This is a genomic window from Pyrobaculum ferrireducens (genome assembly GCF_000234805.1).
GTDB classification, from domain to species: domain Archaea; phylum Thermoproteota; class Thermoprotei; order Thermoproteales; family Thermoproteaceae; genus Pyrobaculum; species Pyrobaculum ferrireducens.
The window spans coordinates 899,032-914,009 of sequence record NC_016645.1 but is presented as its reverse complement, the minus strand read 5'-3'; the positions used below and the strand labels follow the sequence as shown (position 1 = coordinate 914,009).

The window sequence follows — 14,978 nt, the reverse complement described above, 5'->3', positions numbered from 1 at the left end:
CAGTTCGCATATATAGTACGCGTTTTTAAACCTTTTGACATATGCCTAGCGCGGCGCACACCGGCTCTAGGCGCATGAACGCAACTAGGGCGCCGCCGGTGAGTCTTATCTGCCTTTTCTGTTTACCCCACTTCTCTACTCCTAGGGCTTTCAGCACTGCGGCGGTGCGTATGTAGTCCGCCTCCGGCCCGCCCTTGGCGCCTGCGTGTATGTTTACGTAGCCCTTAATCACGCCGCCTCTGGTTTTGAAGAAACTCGCCTCCTTTTCTAATGCAACTTCGCGGCTCTCCTTAAAGTCCTCAACCCGTGCCTTCACTTTTTCTGCCTTGGCCATCTCGATCATCTTCTCCACCTTGGAATAAATCTGTTCATCGCCCTTCACCTCCTCAAGCATACGCTCAAGCCCCACTAGATACGGCAAAGCATCCCGGGCGAACTTCCTCGCCTCCCCGCCGTACAGCTTTATGTGGACGATGCCTCCGGCTTTGCGCATCTTCGGCTGATACCCCAATCCCCTCAGCAGTGCATAGTAGAGGTCGGCCTTGACCTCAGCCGGCACTTCATCCTCCTCCCCGCCGCCGACGTACAGCACAACCTTGTCCGCCGTCACAGTTCCGTCTCCCAGCACGTCGTGTAGGAGCATACCCACGGCGCGTCTCCCAGCCTCCCCGCGCGCCTCGGCATCTCATTCGCCTCGCGCCAGCTTTCTAAAGATGTTCACTAGAGTTATCTATCTAGGTGCTCACAAACCCCGCCCAGCTCCGAACACACCACGTCGAAGTCTCTGTAGTGGAGCAAGGCGAAGGGCGGGAGCCCAGGTCTAAGAACAACCACCCCGCAGACGCCGGTTTAAACCCATTTAAACCCTTCCTCGGCGAAGATACCAGACCCCCTATACAAAAACAAAAACCATCAAACAACCCACTTTAAATCAGTCAAAAAGAAAAAATATATAGATAGAAGTTCCAACAAACTAGTCTATATATCGATAATATCTGTAAATTGAGGGTACTGTTTTAAAACCAACACATCCATAGACCCCGCCAAAACTTCCAGAAAACACCCCCATATATAAAGATATGTAGCGGCGCAGTTCCCGCGCACCGGGAAATGACTGAAAAAAGTCTTCTAATCAGTTTAGAAACACCTCTTCACTTTTCAAGTCACGGCCGTTTCATCATATGCATTAATCTGCTTAGAGGTAATTTTTTAAAATCTATAAGTCTACAGTGGCATGTCTATAAGAGCCATATTGGCGGTTTTGGCCGTCGTCGCCGCCGTCGTGGCTGTCTACCTGGCCTTCACCGCCTTTCAGCAGACCACGGCGAAGAAGCTGGTCATCGTGGGGCCGGCTGGCATCCGAGATCTGGGGGTTGCGCTGGCGAAGAAGTTTAGCGAGAAGTACGGGGTAAACGCCACTTTTGTGCCGCTGGGCGGGGCCGTGGAGATGGTGAACGAGTTGGTGAGGAATAGGGACAACCCGCCTTGGGACGTGGCGATCGGCGTTCCCGAGTTCTACTACACCGTGCTGGTGGACAAGGGGGTGTTGTACTGCCCAGACCTCAAGGTGGAGGGGGTGCCCCGGGAGGAGTTTTGGGACCCCCACCACTGCGTCTACCCGCTTGACAAGTCCTACATAGGGATTGTGTACAACGCCACGGCGCTGGAGAGGCTGGGGATAAAGCCGCCGGAGACTCTCGACGACTTGCTGAAGCCCGAGTACAGAGGCCTCGTGACGTACCCAAACCCGGTGCAGTCCGGCACAGGCCTCGCAGTCTTGTCGTGGGTGATGTCTGTAAAGGGCGAGGATGAGGGCTGGGCCTACTTGAAAAAGCTGGCGGGCCAGATAGCTAAGGTGGGGTACCCAAGCGGCTTTACACCGCTTAGAAACGCGTTGAAGAGGGGCGACGTATTGGTGGCTCTGTCGTGGTTCAGCCACGTCATTGACCCCGGGACGCCCCATATGAAGGCCTCGACGTACAGCGCCTTTTTGTACAGAGAGGGGGTGGCTGTGCTTAAAAACGCGAGGAATAGAGAGCTCGCCGTGGAGTTTGTGAAATTTGCCTTGAGTAAAGAGGGGCAGGACTTGGTTGATCCCTATAACTACATGTTGCCCGTCAGGCCCGACGCCGTAGTTAAGAACAACATCGGCCTACCGCAACCCAAGTCGGTCGTGGTGTACAACCCAGCCCTCGGCTCAAAAGCCGACGAGTGGAGGCTGAGGTGGCAGAGAGAAATCGCCACTGGGTGAGGCCGTATCTACTCCCGCCTCTTTTTTTCCTAATTGCCTACACGACGCCCTACGCCCTTCTACTCGCCAACTACGGCGTTGCCCTCGCCGTGGACAGCTACACGTTGCGGGTATTCGGATTTACGGTGGCGCAGGCGCTTCTCTCGGCGGCGCTGTCGCTGGCGGGGGGCTTTGCCCTGCTACCCGCCTACCTACGCCTGCCCTGGGCGAGGGCCGTGGCGCTGATACCTTTCTTCGCCCCGGCCCTCTCCACCGTAGACGCCTTGATTAGGCTTCACGGAGACGTTATGTACAGCCCCTGGGGCGTGGTGCTGGCGCATGGGGTTTACTACGCCCCCTACGCCGCCTTGTTGCTGGAGGCAAACGCGCGGTCTATACCGGCGGATCTCCTCGACGCCGTAGACATATACGCAAGGAGGGCCGCCGCCAGGCTGAGGATTTTCATGTATGAGCTAAGGCCCGCAGTTCTCTACTCCTTCTACACCGTCTTTGTATTTAGCTTTCTGAGTTTTACCACGCCGCTCCTCCTCGGAGGCCGCTACCCCACACTGGAGCTCCTGGTCTACATCTACGCCACATCCTTCGCGTCGTCGAACCTAGTCTCCACAACAATACTTCTCACCCTAGCCGTTTCGCTGGCTTTGGCAATTCTATTCTTTAAGCTACCTGCCCCGCCCTCTGCAGAACAGGCCCCCAGGCCCCCGAGGGTGGGCGCAGCGGCGCTTGCGGCGTCGACCGCCGTGTTGGCGTACTACGTCATCTTGAGCTTCTACCTCTTCCAGCCCCTTGCACAGCCGAGGGGGCTGGGGGAGCTCGCCCAGCCTTTGACCACAAGCGTATTGGTGGCGGTCCTTTCTGCAACCTCGTCGCTTATGGCGGCGATCTCCTTCCTGATCGCGGAGTCGGCGGGGAAGAGGCACCCCGTGGCTATATATATAGTTGCTATCTCTCTCTCGAAGAGTCTCTTTGCTCTGGGGTTCTTCCACCTAGCACAGCCGCTGTACGGCACGGCGCTTATACTAGCCGCGGCGCACACGCTAGTTATCACGCCCCTAGCATACTCTCTCATTAAACCCGCTTGGGAGAAGATACGGCAGGACGTAAGAGAGGCTTGTGTCCTCTACCTCGGGCCGTTTAAATGCGTGACTAGAATCGCTACGGAGATGCTGGGGCCTACCGTACTGCAGACGTGGCTCATGTCCCTCGCCTCTTCTCTATCCGAGACAACTCTTGCCCTTATTCTCACAACCGGGGGGTCCGAGACCCTGTCCGCCGCCGCCGTGCGGCTCCTCACATCTAGGGCACCCGACCTCATAGAGACAGGGCATTTCTACTCGGCGCTACTAGCCACCATAGTACTGGCCACCCTAGCGGCTTCTAGACTGGTGAAGACGAGGCCCTTTACCATTTAGCCAGGGAAACAGCGGCTCTTCACCACGTCGAACTCCACAACGTCGAGGGGCGGCTTCCCGGGCCATATCAATCTCACGCGGCTCCCCCCGACGTCTACCAACACCTCATGCCGCCCAGCCCTGTACCAGACGGCCAAGACGACGCCTCTGTGAGTGGCGCCGGGCTTCACGTCCCACGGCCTGAAGTACAAGACCCCGCAACCACTAGGCAGTTTGTTGCTGTAGCCGAGGAACTCGGCGACTCTGGGATTCGGCGGATTTTCGAAAAGCTCCACCGCGCCGCCGTCGGCCGCCACCCTCCCCTCCATAAGCACGACCACTCTCTCCGCGATGTACGTAGCCTCCTCGAAGTCGTGCGTTACGTACAGAACAGTGCGCCCCCTCGACGCCTCGTAGATGTAGGGCAGAACCTCCCCTCTCAGCGGTATGTCCAGAGCCGTGAGAGGCTCGTCGAACAGCAGAACCCGCGGCTCAGCCGCGAGCGCCCTCGCAATAGACACCCTCTGTTGCTGGCCCCTGCTGAGCTGGGCTGGGTATCTATGGGCGAGTCTCGCAAGTCCCAGCCTCTCCAGAACCTCCCTAGCCCTAGAGAAGGCCTCCCCCCTACCCACCCCACGCGACAAGAGGGGCTCAGCCACGTTTTCAAGCACAGTCATGGAGGGGAAGAGGGCGGGGCTTTGAAACACCATCCCCACCCCGCGCCTCCACGGCTCCACATCCGTAACGTCCACGCCATCTATGTAGACCCTCCCCCCGTCGGGAGCCGTCAAGCCAGCCACTATCCTGAGAAGGGTCGACTTGCCAGAGCCGGAGGGCCCCACTACCGCTACCCTCTCCCCACTGGCAACCGCAAGATCTATGGGGCCCAGGGCGAAGTCGCCAAAGTTTTTCAAAACCCCCCTAAGCTCTATCGACATGGGGAGATATGTCGTAGACCTCGCCGTTGGAGAAGTAAACCCTCCCGCCCACGGCGGTGGCCACGACGCGTCCAAAAGCTCTAAACCCCTCGAAAGGCGTGTGTAGACAGCTACCCGCAAATTCGCCGCCTCTCACTACGAACTCCTCCAGCTTAACCACGGTGAAGAGGCCCCGCTCTATGCCCACGTCTACGCCCAATAGGCGCGAGGGTCTGCAGGAGTAGAGCCTAACCACGTCGCCCAAGTCGACGACCCCCGCCCTCCACAAGCTCAGCAACAGGCTGAGAGCCACGTCTAGGCTACATATCCCAGGCGGGGGGTCGCCGGAGTTCTTCTCCTCCAGTGTATGGGGGGCGTGGTCCGTGGCGTATACGTCGATCATCCCAGCGGCGAGGGCGGCCAAAAGGCCTCTGCGGAGCTCCGGCGTCCTCAGCCGGGGGTTTACGTGGCAGAGACCACGGTGTCTGCAGTTTTCCCTGTCGAGCAACAGGTGATGCGGTGTGACGTCTACTGTGGCCCACCCCCGCGAGAGCTCGGCCGTCTGGGGGAGGGTCACGTGGGTGAGATGTATCCTCGTCCCAGTCCTCCGCGCGACGGCCCAAGCCCTCTCTACACAAGCCAGCTCCGCCTCCGGCGGCCTGTCGCCGCCTCTGAAATAAGCCGGATCTTCGCAGTGGAAGACGAGGAGGCACCCCAGCTCCGCGCATGCCCTGCCCACCGCCTCTACGTGGCCCCATCCGTATCTCTCAACGTCTTCTGGGTAGATCTTGACTGAGCGCGGCTTCGCGGCATGGAGCTCCCCCACGTCCTCGGGGACGCCCATGTGTAGCCGGTAGATGATGGGGAGCCTCGACCCCTCCTCCATTCGTCTTCTGTACAGCTCAGCTGTTCTAATGTGGGGCTTGGTGTTGGGCATGTCACCCACCGCCACTACGCCGCCCGCCAGCGCCGACCTGGCGCCACCCATCAGCGTCTCCTTGTACGCAAGCCCCCAGTCTCTGAAGTGCACATGGATGTCGACGAAGCCTGGCAGGATTAGGTAGCTGTTTGAGAGCTGGAGAGGCCTGCATCCCCGCCTCCCGAGTCTCACCCGGCGGAAGCCCCCGGCGATGTATGCCCGACCCTCAATCCATATGCATTCAGACATTACAAGCCAGCCTTGGGAGCGGCTGGACCTCGTAGCGGCACCTAGTGCCACCCTCCGGCGATGTGAGGAGAACCTCTCCGTCGTGAAGTTGCGCAGTGACGTCGGCCACTACTCTAAGGCCCCTGTCTCTACAAGCATTTACCAATGTCGCTATCCCAAGCCGCCTCAGCTCGTCGAACTCAGTCTTGTTTAGCTCGAAGGCCTTTCGGCCGTAAATAAAGAACTCCATATCTACGCCGTCGGACACTACAACATCGGCGTCTGTCTCGGTAAGAGAGTCGTATAGGTTTTTCATGTGGGTGAAGTGGCTCTGGGGCCTCGGTTCCACCCTCTGCACCACCGCCTTCCCGCCGTACTTCTCGATCAGCCTCTCCACTGAAAAGGCGCCTCGGCCAAAGACGCGGTACAATACCTTGCGCCCCTCGCGGGATAGGTCGGCCGCGACCCTGGCCAGAAGTGGGGTGAAGTCACATCCCACGAATAGGTATATGCGGCCCCCCCTCACAGGCCCCATGGGCTGTGGCAGCGCCTCGGTTGCCGCCTCCCACGCGGCCCGGGGGGCGGGGCGGGGGAGATCGTCGAGGAATACAACGCCCTGACCCTCCAGGATGTCGAACTCCACTGTGTAGCCCGCCCTCCTCCCCCTGGACTTGACAACGTACATAAGTCTTTCCGTGACGTTTCTGCCAATCCGCAGCTCGAGCCTCAGCAAGTTGTCGGCGATGTAGTCCAGAGGCGTTACGGACTCCTCCTCGGCGATTCCCACGAAGTCGATCTTGGCGGGTCTAAAGACTCTGTACACCGCGTTTATTAAGTACTCCCGGGACTGGGGCCCCTCCACGAGAGACGAGATGGAGTCCACCACCACGAGGCTGTAGTCGCTCTGCGAGACGGTAGAGACTATCTGGTTGAGTATGACGTCGGTCTTCACGAAAATCATATCCCAGAAATCAACTCTTGGCAGGTCATAGCCGAGGGAGGCGGCGTTTTTCATAAAGACGTCCCTATCCTCGTAGAGCGAGACCCAGAGCACCTTTTCGCCCCTCGCCACCCTCTCGTGGGCCATCCTCATGGCGAGGCTTGTCTTCCCCACGCCAGGCCTTCCATATATGGCGGTGACCCCCCTAAAATCTAGCAACATTGCAAGATAAACGCCACCTTTTTAAAACCTAACCTCCCGCACTCCCCAGGTATCACCAAACACAAGCCCGCCACTCCCAACCTCTACGCCTGACTGAAGGCTCTTAAGCTCTATCCTCCCCCTCTTCGCCGAGGCCCAGTGGGGCCCCCTCCCCAGCCCCCGGGATCTTAATCTGTACAGCGTCTCCAATAGCTTCGCAAGTTGCGAGTCTGGACAGGGCGTGTGGGGCCGCCTATTGGTGTGGTCAGCCGCTAGGCCGCCTTCGCCGCATTCGCCGCCGGAGTAGATCGAGGGCACTCCCGGGAGGGAGAAGAGCAGGGCGTATCCCATGGAGAGCTGTGCATGACCGCCGAGGCGCGTTGCCGCCCTGTCCACGTCGTGGTTTTCAAGAAACGTATTCATGTAGGGCAGGGCTGAGGGCGGCGTCAAGGCCAAGTATCTATTCACCGCGTCGGCCACCTCCTCGGCGCCTTTTGTAAGGCTGTTGATAAGCCCGTTGTAGAGGACGTACGCCGTGAAGCCCCTAACCGCCTTGTAGAAAGGGGCGGGGTTGCCCACGTGCTCCCCCAGCACGTAGCGGCCCTCCGCGGGGGACAGCACCTCCTCCCAGACGCCAGGAGGCACCCCATGCGCCACGTCAAGCCTAAAACCGTCGACATGGGGAGCCCAGAACTCCACTACCCTACGCGCATACTCCACAGCCTCCGGCCTTGAGTAGTCTAGCCTAGGCATAAACCACACTTTTAGAAAGGTCTCGTAGGGAGGGTCGCCCCCCAGCATGCCGGCCAGGGCGCTTCTGGGCAACCTCGCCGCGAGCTCCGTCACAAGCCGCGTGTAGGAGCCGTCGCGTATTATAAACGGCCCGCCGGGGAAGAGGGGGTTGCGGAGGCCTACGTGGTAGAGCACCAGGTCCAGCACCAGCTTCAGCCCGGCGCGGCCCAGCTCCCCCCTCATAGCCTCAAAGGCGGCCCAGCCCCCCAGCCTCTCGTCCACCTGGAAGTGGTCAACCACGTCGTATCTATGGTAGCTCATAGCTGGGTATATTGGGTGGAGATACAGCGCGTCGGCGAAGCGGGAGGCGTCTACCGCTACGCGCGCCACGTCTTTTAAAGTGCCGCCGCAGAACTCCCGCCTAAGATCCCTACAGCCGAGCCTATTAGCCGATCTATCCGGCAGAACCTCGTACATGGACCGGATCCCCGGATCGCCCACGTACGGAGGCGACCTAAACCCCGCCTTCTTGCCGCAACACCTTACCTCGTACCGCCGATGCCTCACCACGGCCATATATATGGAGAACCGTTCCTCCTGCAACAGCTCCACCACCTCGCCGCCGGGCACCTCGGGCGGCTCCGGGGCGTAGATCCTAAGCTCCACGACCCCGCCCCAGTCCCCCGACATATAGGGAACGGCGAAGTGCCAAGGGTAGCTGGGCGGCTCCACAACGCACTCAACCTCGCCTCCCCCGGACATCAAGCGGTAAACGCCTGGGGGCAACTCCACGCGGTCTCTAAACGCGCCGTGGATCCACCCAGTGAAGTCCCCCACCACGTAGCCCGGGCCGGCTTGGACAACCGCCACCTTCCCGTAGTAGGGGTCAGACCTCCACTTCTCAATGCGGCAAGCCACGGCCATCTCAACAATTTAATAAATGTAGAAACCAGACGCCGTGATTAAGCTCTCCAAAAACCCCCACCTCGTTAGGCTAAAAACAAGGGGGGAGTCTATATGCCCCATTAGCAAAACCATCGACTCTTTTGAAATCACCGTGGAGTACATCCCCCGGGGAGCCGCCCTCGCCATTGAGGAGTTTAAGAAAATTGTAGACAGCTACCGGGGCCGCGAGATACTTCACGAAGAACTCGCCGTAGACATCCTTGAAAAGGTCAAGGCGGCTGTCAACCCGCCTTACGTCAAGGTGATTTTGAAGTCGTACTACTCCGGCGTGGAGATCGAGGTGGTGGCCGAGTCGGGCGGGGCACAGGCCATGTATATCTAGGGCTGTCTCCAGCGGGCCAGCTTCACCAGCGAGTAGAGCCCGGCCATGCTCTGAGCCGCCAGAGCCGCCGCGGCCGCCGCCAGCAAGTCGCCGCCGTACTCAACGAGGCCCAGGGCGTGTTGTATAATTATGCCTGCCGCGCCGGTCGGGAGAACCACGCCCAGGTAGGGACTCGGCAGGAGAGTCGCCGGGTAGTAGACTGGGGAGCCCACCGTAAACACCGCGGTGAGTATCTGCGGCAGAGACCAGGCGTATCTCATATGACGTATAAAGCTGGCTAGTGTAAACCCCACGCCAGCCGAAGCCAGCCAGAGAGCCGCCAAGGCGTACACGGCGGTGGGCGTCAGAATCCACAAACCCAGCCACAGCATCACGGCTAGGTACACGGCCAAGGTGGGGAGGGCGAAGATAAAAGAGCTTAGGGCCAGCCCCAGGGCGTAGCCCACGGGCGATACAGGCGCCGCGGTCAACATGCTCTGGTACTTAACACCGAGGCGGTAGTAGGTGGCGTCGCCTATGAGAGAGATGCCGTTGGAGGCCAAGGTCCAGATAAAGCCCCCCACGAGGCCCCACTTAAGCCCCTCCACTCCTCCGTATATGGAGAGTATGACGAGGAAGGAGACGGGGCTAACGGAGCTGGCCACTACCCATATCCACCCCCTCACCGCCGCTATCCAGCCGTTCACCCAGGCGATCACCAAGGCGTCTCTAACTATCTTCATGGCCCAGCTCCCCCACGGTCAGCAATACGTAGTCCTCCAGCGACTTCTGCCTAACCACCACCCTAGTCCCCAGCTTTGTGAGCTCGGCGGAGGCTGGCGCGGAGTCGACGTAGTACAGCCTCCTGCCCCCGATATCCACGACGGATTTAGCCTCAGCAACCCCGCCGTCGGCGCCGTAGACCTCCACCACGTACCTCCCGGGGACCTTCTCCACCAGCCTCTCCGGAGGGGCCAGGTCCACGACACGCCCCCCGCTCAGGACGAGGACAACGTCGCTCAGAGCGGCGGCCTCCTCCACGTAGTGCGTGGTGAGCACAACCGTGGAGCCCCTCCTCTTCATCTCCGCCACGGAGTTCCACACAAGCCTCCGGGAGTAGACGTCAAGCCCCGTGGTGGGCTCGTCGAGAAACACCACGTCTGCATCCGCCGCGAAGACCGCGGCTATCAGGACACGCCTCTTCATACCCCCCGACAGGGTATCCACCTCCCGATCCCTCACCTCCCAGAGGCCGAACTCTTCCAGCGCCTCCCGGGCCCTCCGCCTAGCCTCCCTAAGGGAGAGCCCCCTAAGCAGGAGGTAGCTAAGCACAAACTCGTAGGGCGTCAAGAAGTCGATTGGCCTGCTCTCCTGAGGCACGGCGGCCACCACCCGCCTGATCTTCTCCGCCTCCCCCACCACGTCGAAGCCCGCCACGGAGGCCCGACCCTCGGAGGGCATGAGCTCCGTAGTTAGGATGCGCACCAACGTCGTCTTGCCAGCCCCGTTTGGCCCCAGCACCCCAAGCACCACCCCCCTCCCAACCTCGAAGGTGACCCCCCTCAGAGCCCAGAACTCGCCGTACCGCCTCCCAAGGTTTTCACACGCAATCACGCTTATACAAAACACGACTGGGGGTAATAAGCTTTGAGGTAAAGGATAAATACCACCACCCCAGGTTCAACGTGCTACCCGGCGTAGAGTGGCTGATCGTCGCCGGCGTCATTGCGATAATTCTCATCGCCATCCTCACAAGGGCGGTGCGTACACCGGTGAAGTGCCCCCGAGAAGTCGGCGACGTCGAGAGGGCCCTCTCTGCCATGTTCGACGACGTGAGGACGGTTAAATTCGGAGACTACGTGGCGTTTCGCGCCAGAAGCGGGTACATACCGCTGGCGGTGGTGGTGAACTGCAAGAAAGGAGAAGTCAGCACGGAGTGGCCCTGGCCGCTTGCCCTTGTGCTCTTCCTAGTGCCAAATCTCCAAATCCCAGCAGTAGTCTTGTTCATATGGTTCTGGGACGCCGCGAGGAGGTTTAGAAACACGGTACTCCACCTCCTAAGCGAAGCCGCGGCGGCTGAGTAGATGCAGTTGGCGGGAAGATATATGCGTGCCGTATGGCGCATCACTGCACTACTGTGAGATAACCCCCTACAGACGCAACTTTATAAAGTTTAGACTGAGTTCACAAGTGGAGTATGGAGAGGTAATCAACGCCTTTGAGTTGATGCAGAAGGCGGTGGGGGCTGGCATCGTAATACTGATCTTTGGCGTTTTGTTCGGCATTGCGTCGATATTCTCCGTGTACACTTTTGCAGTGTGGCTAGCTCTAATGTTCATAGCTTCGGCATACCCAGTCTACTTAATGTGGAGGGCTTTTTCCCTTCTGCATAGAAATTTCGACAGTGTGTTGTATAGATACGCGGCCTACGTGCTCCTAATTGTCATCGTCGCAATGCCGGTGATCGGCGTCGTGTTGGCGGCTTATCTGATCTCCGTTGCGTGGGGTTTGCAGAGGCCGCCTGTGCCCGGGTCTGATCTTGGCGTCAGGTTGGTTTTATGGCTAGTTGGCGTTTTATTTGGCGCGTTTTGGTATAGGGTGTGGAAGCAAGTGGAGATCGACACCAACGTCGATACCTTTGGCATTGTGGCGTTGTTAACAATACTATCGGCGGTGTTATCCCCCGTAAGTCTTATCTCTGACCTACTAGACTTGGCCTTCCTCATCGTGCTGTACTTCGCCGCGGGTAAAGCCAAGGACGTCTTTGAAGATGCGCTACTCTCGCAATATAGGAAGGAAGGTAATCAGCATGATCTACATAAATAGGCGCCGCCGTTTGCGAGACCCAAGTGCCCTCCGGCGGCTTCTGGTCTCTAGACGGCTTGTGCTGTCTATAAGGCATGAAACAAATAAATAGGGGTGGGGAGGCGCTGACATGAGTAGGGGTGTTTTGATCTACGTCTTAAGCGCCGTGGCTCTGGCGCTAGGCGCGCTTTCGTTGATAAGCGCCGTGTCTGCCCCCTCCACGGATCCCCTGATATTCGCCAGGGACCTCTCCATCTCTTTGGTGGCGCTGGCGGTGGGGGCCGCCGCGCCGCTTCTGCTTAGAAAATTCAACAAGGAGGGGTAGGCGGGCGGATTCTTAAAGCGCCTCGACTCTATCCCCCTTTATCACCGCGATGAGGTCGCGGTGGGATACCCTCTTCACGAGGTATTTGTAGATCTTGTCTCCGGCGTATGGGGCGGCCACGGCGAGGGCCCTCAGGGGCTGTCCAGTCTCTATCGGGGGGTTGCATCTCAGCTTCTCCCAGGGCCACAGCGCCGCCATCGCCAAGATGTCGCGCTCCGCGAGTTGCCAGCCGGCCGCCGCGGCGTAGGCGTGGAGAAACTTCATCTCGGCCCACGGGTCTGGCTCATTCATAAAGACGTTGTCGGTCCCCAATAGCGGCTTTAGGTGGAGGAGGTGGGGCACGGGCGCGACGCGGCCTACGAAGTAGGCGTTGGCCCTTGGATTGACCACGACTGTCTTGCCGGGCGGGATCTGGGCGGCCTCCTCCGGCGTTAGGTGGACGAGGTGGATCAACACGTCGGCGTCCATGACCCTCAGCGCGAGGTCGAGGTCGCCGCCTTCGTGGCAGTCGGCGGTTTCCGAGACGTGGGTCGACAGAAGCCTGTACCTCCGCCTCAGCTCTCTGAGGTACTCCGGCGGGTGGTCCAGGGGGGACGCCACCTGTACGTTGGGGTAGTTGGGGAAGTCTCCGTGCGCCTCTTGGAAAACCACCGCCTCTATCCCGTACTGCCTAAAAACCTCCTCCACGTCGCGGGCGGCGTACTCCGCGTACACGACGGCGCAGCCGACGCCGTACATCCTCATCCTCTCCGCAACCCGCCTCAGCACGGAGATGTGACGCCCCCGCCTAACTAACTGCCTCACCACGTGGTACTTCACGCCGTGGGGCCACCCCACGAGGTCGTCTATGTAGAGGTCGTCGCGGTCCATCAAAACCGCGTCGAGGACGTGGACGTGTGCGTTGGTAAGCATCGGCATCAAGACGACGGCGCCAAGATCGGCGGCGACGCCCCCGGTGTAGCGCCCCACCCCCACTACCCTCCCCGCGTCGTCCACCTCGACCACCCCGTCCTCTACGACCTCCAGCCCGCCCGCCAAGACGTACCTAGCCCTGTACCTCACACCCCAGCGAAAAAACCACCATATAAAGAAGTGTAAATTCCAACTTACACAGACCTCGCCGCGCCGCGCCGCCTTTGTGGAGCGGCCTCGACAAATCGGCTTATATCCACAGGTGTTTAGAGAGCCATGTCTGAACACGTATTCGAGGCCTTGTCACACCCGGTCAGGCGGAAGATACTGCAGTTGCTGGCGGAGAGGCCGAGGCTCTACAGCGAACTCATGGAGGGGGCCGGGGTGGACAGCCCAACCCTCGCCTTCCACTTGAAGAAGCTTGCGGGGCTTGTGGAGAAGAACGAGAAGGGCTTCTACCAGCTCACAGATGCGGGCGAGAGGGCGGTAAAGATAATAAAAGAGGTGGAGGGAGTGCGGCCAGTCGAGCCGGCGGCCCCCAGGGCCGAGGACATCCTCCTCCACGACAGGGCCCTCCTCAAGATCGACAACGCGCTTCTGGAGTTGGCCAGGAGGGAGGGGCGGAGGATTAGGATCCAAGACGTGGCGATTGTCGAGGTTGGGAAAGACGTGGATCCAAAGCTCTTCTACGAGGTGGTGGAGGAGATTAGAGACGTGGGGGTTGTGAAGACGCCGAGGGAGCTGAGGCCGTACGTCGAGGTCAAGGTTAGGGACGTCGCCCTCGTCACCACCGGCGGGGTGTTGACGTCGGCGCTGAAGCTGGGGCTGGAGGCCCTCACCTACCTATCCCCGCTAAAGGCTTTCAGAGCCGTACGCGGCCCCCTCAGAGAGGTTTACCGGGGCGAGTTTAAACACAACGGCGCGCTCCAGCTGGAGGTGGCTGGGGGCCGTGTGAAGCTGTCCAGGGGGCCTAACTTCGTTGTGGCCAGGTGCAGGTCTGAGGACGACTTCGAGATTGCGGAGGGCCGCATAGCCGTCGAGAACTGCGAAGTGGAGGCGAAGGCCGAGGGGCTGGAGAGGCTTGTCCTCGAGGTGGCCGGTGGGTACGTCTCCGTGGAGGCGGACCTCAAGGTGTTGAAGGCGGAGGTGACGGGCGGGGCGGTGGAGATGGACGTCGCCGCGGCGCCGGGGAGGATAGACGTGGAGGCCGCGGGGGGCGCCTTCGGCGGGAGGATACGCTACCAGCCCTTCGACGGCGAGTCCGTAATCAACGTGGAGGCGGCCGGGGGGGTGGTGGAGCTTGAGCTGGGACTGCCCGAGGAGGTGGGCTTCAACGCCGTTTCCAACGTGGCGGGGGGCGTGGCGAGGTTGCCGCCGCCGAGGGCGGGGAGGCGGGGCACCGTGACTCTAAACGCGGAGGTGGCTGGGGGCGTCGTGGAGGCGCGTCTAGCGTAGGCGTCCAGCCTCGAGGGAAACCTCCTTCCATTTTTCCCTCAGCCTCCCCATTACGGTGGGCTCTATGTCCAGGGCCACGGAGGCGTCTACCAGCTTCTGGTAGCGGCTGGCCACGTCGCGGTACCACCCCAGCAGACCCTCGCCGCGCCTCTTACCTGAGCGCATGGCCTCCAGCAACCTGTCCATCTCGGCGAGGAGGGACTCCGCCGCCTCCTCGATTACTGCCCTCGCCATGGGCCTCAGCTCTCTGTACTGCTCCTCGGTCAGCGGCAACACGGCGACCTCTAGAGTGGGCCCCCGGCCCTCGGCGTCCCACCGCTTGATGATCTCCCTCTTCAAGGCCTCCACCGCCTTCGCCAGCCTCTCCCGGGGAGTCCAGGTGAGGTAGAGGCCTGGGAGTAGCTCTAAACCCCCCACGGCCCTCCTAGCCCTCTTCACCACCTCTTCACTGTCTGACTTGACTACGACGAGCAACACGCAGTCCCCCTCGGGGCGTGTATTAAAACTTCGCGGCCGCGGAAAGATTTTTATTAGAGGCCGCCGTCTTTTTTCGGTGATGTGTTCGGCAGAGGTTGAGTGGTGATGGGGCTTAGCCCTAGCTGACCGCCGCGTGGGGATATTACACAAATATTATC

The 14,978-nt window shown here is 60.2% G+C and carries 16 protein-coding genes; 7 read left to right on the top strand and 9 right to left on the bottom strand.

Translation table 11 applies throughout. The features are described 5' to 3' along the window. Window positions 1-25: 25 nt before the first annotated feature. Entirely contained in the window at window positions 26-643 is a 618-nt protein-coding gene (locus tag P186_RS14015) for a hypothetical protein (RefSeq protein ID WP_014288356.1), read from the bottom strand. A 591-nt stretch (window positions 644-1,234) separates the two neighbouring features. On the opposite strand from P186_RS14015, the gene P186_RS05015 reads away from it, so the two are divergent. Both P186_RS05015 and P186_RS05010 read left to right on the top strand, forming a co-directional pair. Continuing rightward, window positions 1,235-2,251, top strand: a complete 1,017-nt coding sequence (locus P186_RS05015) for an extracellular solute-binding protein (protein ID WP_014288353.1) — start codon at window positions 1,235-1,237, stop codon at window positions 2,249-2,251. Then, window positions 2,212-3,663 (top strand): ABC transporter permease family protein, encoded by a 1,452-nt coding sequence (locus P186_RS05010; RefSeq protein WP_148682744.1) that lies wholly within the window; start codon window positions 2,212-2,214, stop codon window positions 3,661-3,663. The genes P186_RS05015 and P186_RS05010 overlap by 40 nt, the downstream gene beginning before the upstream one ends. Here P186_RS05010 and P186_RS05005 read toward each other — a convergent pair. The 4 genes from P186_RS05005 to P186_RS04990 are packed head-to-tail and all read right to left on the bottom strand — an operon-like array spanning window position 3,660 to window position 8,503. Next, window positions 3,660-4,580, bottom strand: coding sequence for an ABC transporter ATP-binding protein (locus P186_RS05005; RefSeq protein WP_014288351.1), 921 nt, complete (start codon window positions 4,578-4,580; stop codon window positions 3,660-3,662). The two genes, P186_RS05010 and P186_RS05005, sit on opposite strands and share 4 nt — an antisense overlap. Further along, window positions 4,564-5,727: an amidohydrolase family protein gene (locus P186_RS05000; protein ID WP_148682743.1), complete on the bottom strand. Its 1,164-nt coding sequence runs from the start codon at window positions 5,725-5,727 to the stop codon at window positions 4,564-4,566. The genes P186_RS05005 and P186_RS05000 overlap by 17 nt, the downstream gene beginning before the upstream one ends. After that, a complete protein-coding gene (locus P186_RS04995) occupies window positions 5,720-6,868 on the bottom strand; it encodes an RAD55 family ATPase (protein ID WP_014288349.1) in 1,149 nt (382 codons plus the stop codon). The genes P186_RS05000 and P186_RS04995 overlap by 8 nt, the downstream gene beginning before the upstream one ends. Window positions 6,869-6,889: 21 nt before the next feature. Next, window positions 6,890-8,503 carry an alpha-amylase family glycosyl hydrolase gene (locus tag P186_RS04990; RefSeq protein ID WP_014288348.1) on the bottom strand — a complete coding sequence of 538 codons (1,614 nt, stop codon included), beginning with the start codon at window positions 8,501-8,503 and terminating at the stop codon, window positions 6,890-6,892. Window positions 8,504-8,537: 34 nt separating this feature from the next. On the opposite strand from P186_RS04990, the gene P186_RS04985 reads away from it, so the two are divergent. Then, the gene (locus P186_RS04985) at window positions 8,538-8,867 is read left to right on the top strand and encodes a GTP cyclohydrolase I (protein WP_014288347.1); all 330 of its coding nucleotides are present in this window, start codon (window positions 8,538-8,540) and stop codon (window positions 8,865-8,867) included. Here the strand turns inward: P186_RS04985 and P186_RS04980 are convergent. Together P186_RS04980 and P186_RS04975 are read right to left on the bottom strand one after the other, a co-directional pair. Continuing rightward, entirely contained in the window at window positions 8,864-9,589 is a 726-nt protein-coding gene (locus P186_RS04980; protein WP_014288346.1) for a hypothetical protein, read from the bottom strand. The two genes, P186_RS04985 and P186_RS04980, sit on opposite strands and share 4 nt — an antisense overlap. Then, window positions 9,576-10,460 (bottom strand): ABC transporter ATP-binding protein, encoded by an 885-nt coding sequence (locus P186_RS04975; RefSeq protein WP_014288345.1) that lies wholly within the window; start codon window positions 10,458-10,460, stop codon window positions 9,576-9,578. Before P186_RS04975 ends, P186_RS04980 begins: the two co-directional genes overlap by 14 nt. Before the next feature lie 71 nt (window positions 10,461-10,531). Here P186_RS04975 and P186_RS04970 point away from each other — a divergent pair, with 71 nt between their 5' ends. The 3 genes from P186_RS04970 to P186_RS04960 all read left to right on the top strand — a co-directional run bounded on the left by P186_RS04970 (window position 10,532) and on the right by P186_RS04960 (window position 11,976). Then, window positions 10,532-10,930 (top strand): hypothetical protein, encoded by a 399-nt coding sequence (locus P186_RS04970; RefSeq protein ID WP_014288344.1) that lies wholly within the window; start codon window positions 10,532-10,534, stop codon window positions 10,928-10,930. 106 nt (window positions 10,931-11,036) lie between these two features. Then, window positions 11,037-11,672 carry a hypothetical protein gene (locus tag P186_RS04965; RefSeq protein WP_148682741.1) on the top strand — a complete coding sequence of 212 codons (636 nt, stop codon included), beginning with the start codon at window positions 11,037-11,039 and terminating at the stop codon, window positions 11,670-11,672. 109 nt (window positions 11,673-11,781) lie between these two features. Further along, complete coding sequence (locus tag P186_RS04960) at window positions 11,782-11,976, top strand: hypothetical protein (RefSeq protein WP_014288342.1); 195 nt, start codon at window positions 11,782-11,784, stop codon at window positions 11,974-11,976. Between the two features lie 12 nt (window positions 11,977-11,988). Here the strand turns inward: P186_RS04960 and P186_RS04955 are convergent, their stop codons facing one another. Then, window positions 11,989-13,038, bottom strand: a complete 1,050-nt coding sequence (locus P186_RS04955; RefSeq protein WP_148682740.1) for an amidohydrolase family protein — start codon at window positions 13,036-13,038, stop codon at window positions 11,989-11,991. A gap of 126 nt (window positions 13,039-13,164) precedes the next feature. Here P186_RS04955 and P186_RS04950 point away from each other — a divergent pair, with 126 nt between their 5' ends. Further along, window positions 13,165-14,343 carry a winged helix-turn-helix domain-containing protein gene (locus tag P186_RS04950; protein WP_014288340.1) on the top strand — a complete coding sequence of 393 codons (1,179 nt, stop codon included), beginning with the start codon at window positions 13,165-13,167 and terminating at the stop codon, window positions 14,341-14,343. On the opposite strand, the gene P186_RS04945 is transcribed toward P186_RS04950, so the two are convergent. Further along, a complete protein-coding gene (locus P186_RS04945; RefSeq protein ID WP_014288339.1) occupies window positions 14,335-14,820 on the bottom strand; it encodes a hypothetical protein in 486 nt (161 codons plus the stop codon). The genes P186_RS04950 and P186_RS04945 overlap by 9 nt on opposite strands. Between the last annotated feature and the right edge of the window lie 158 nt (window positions 14,821-14,978).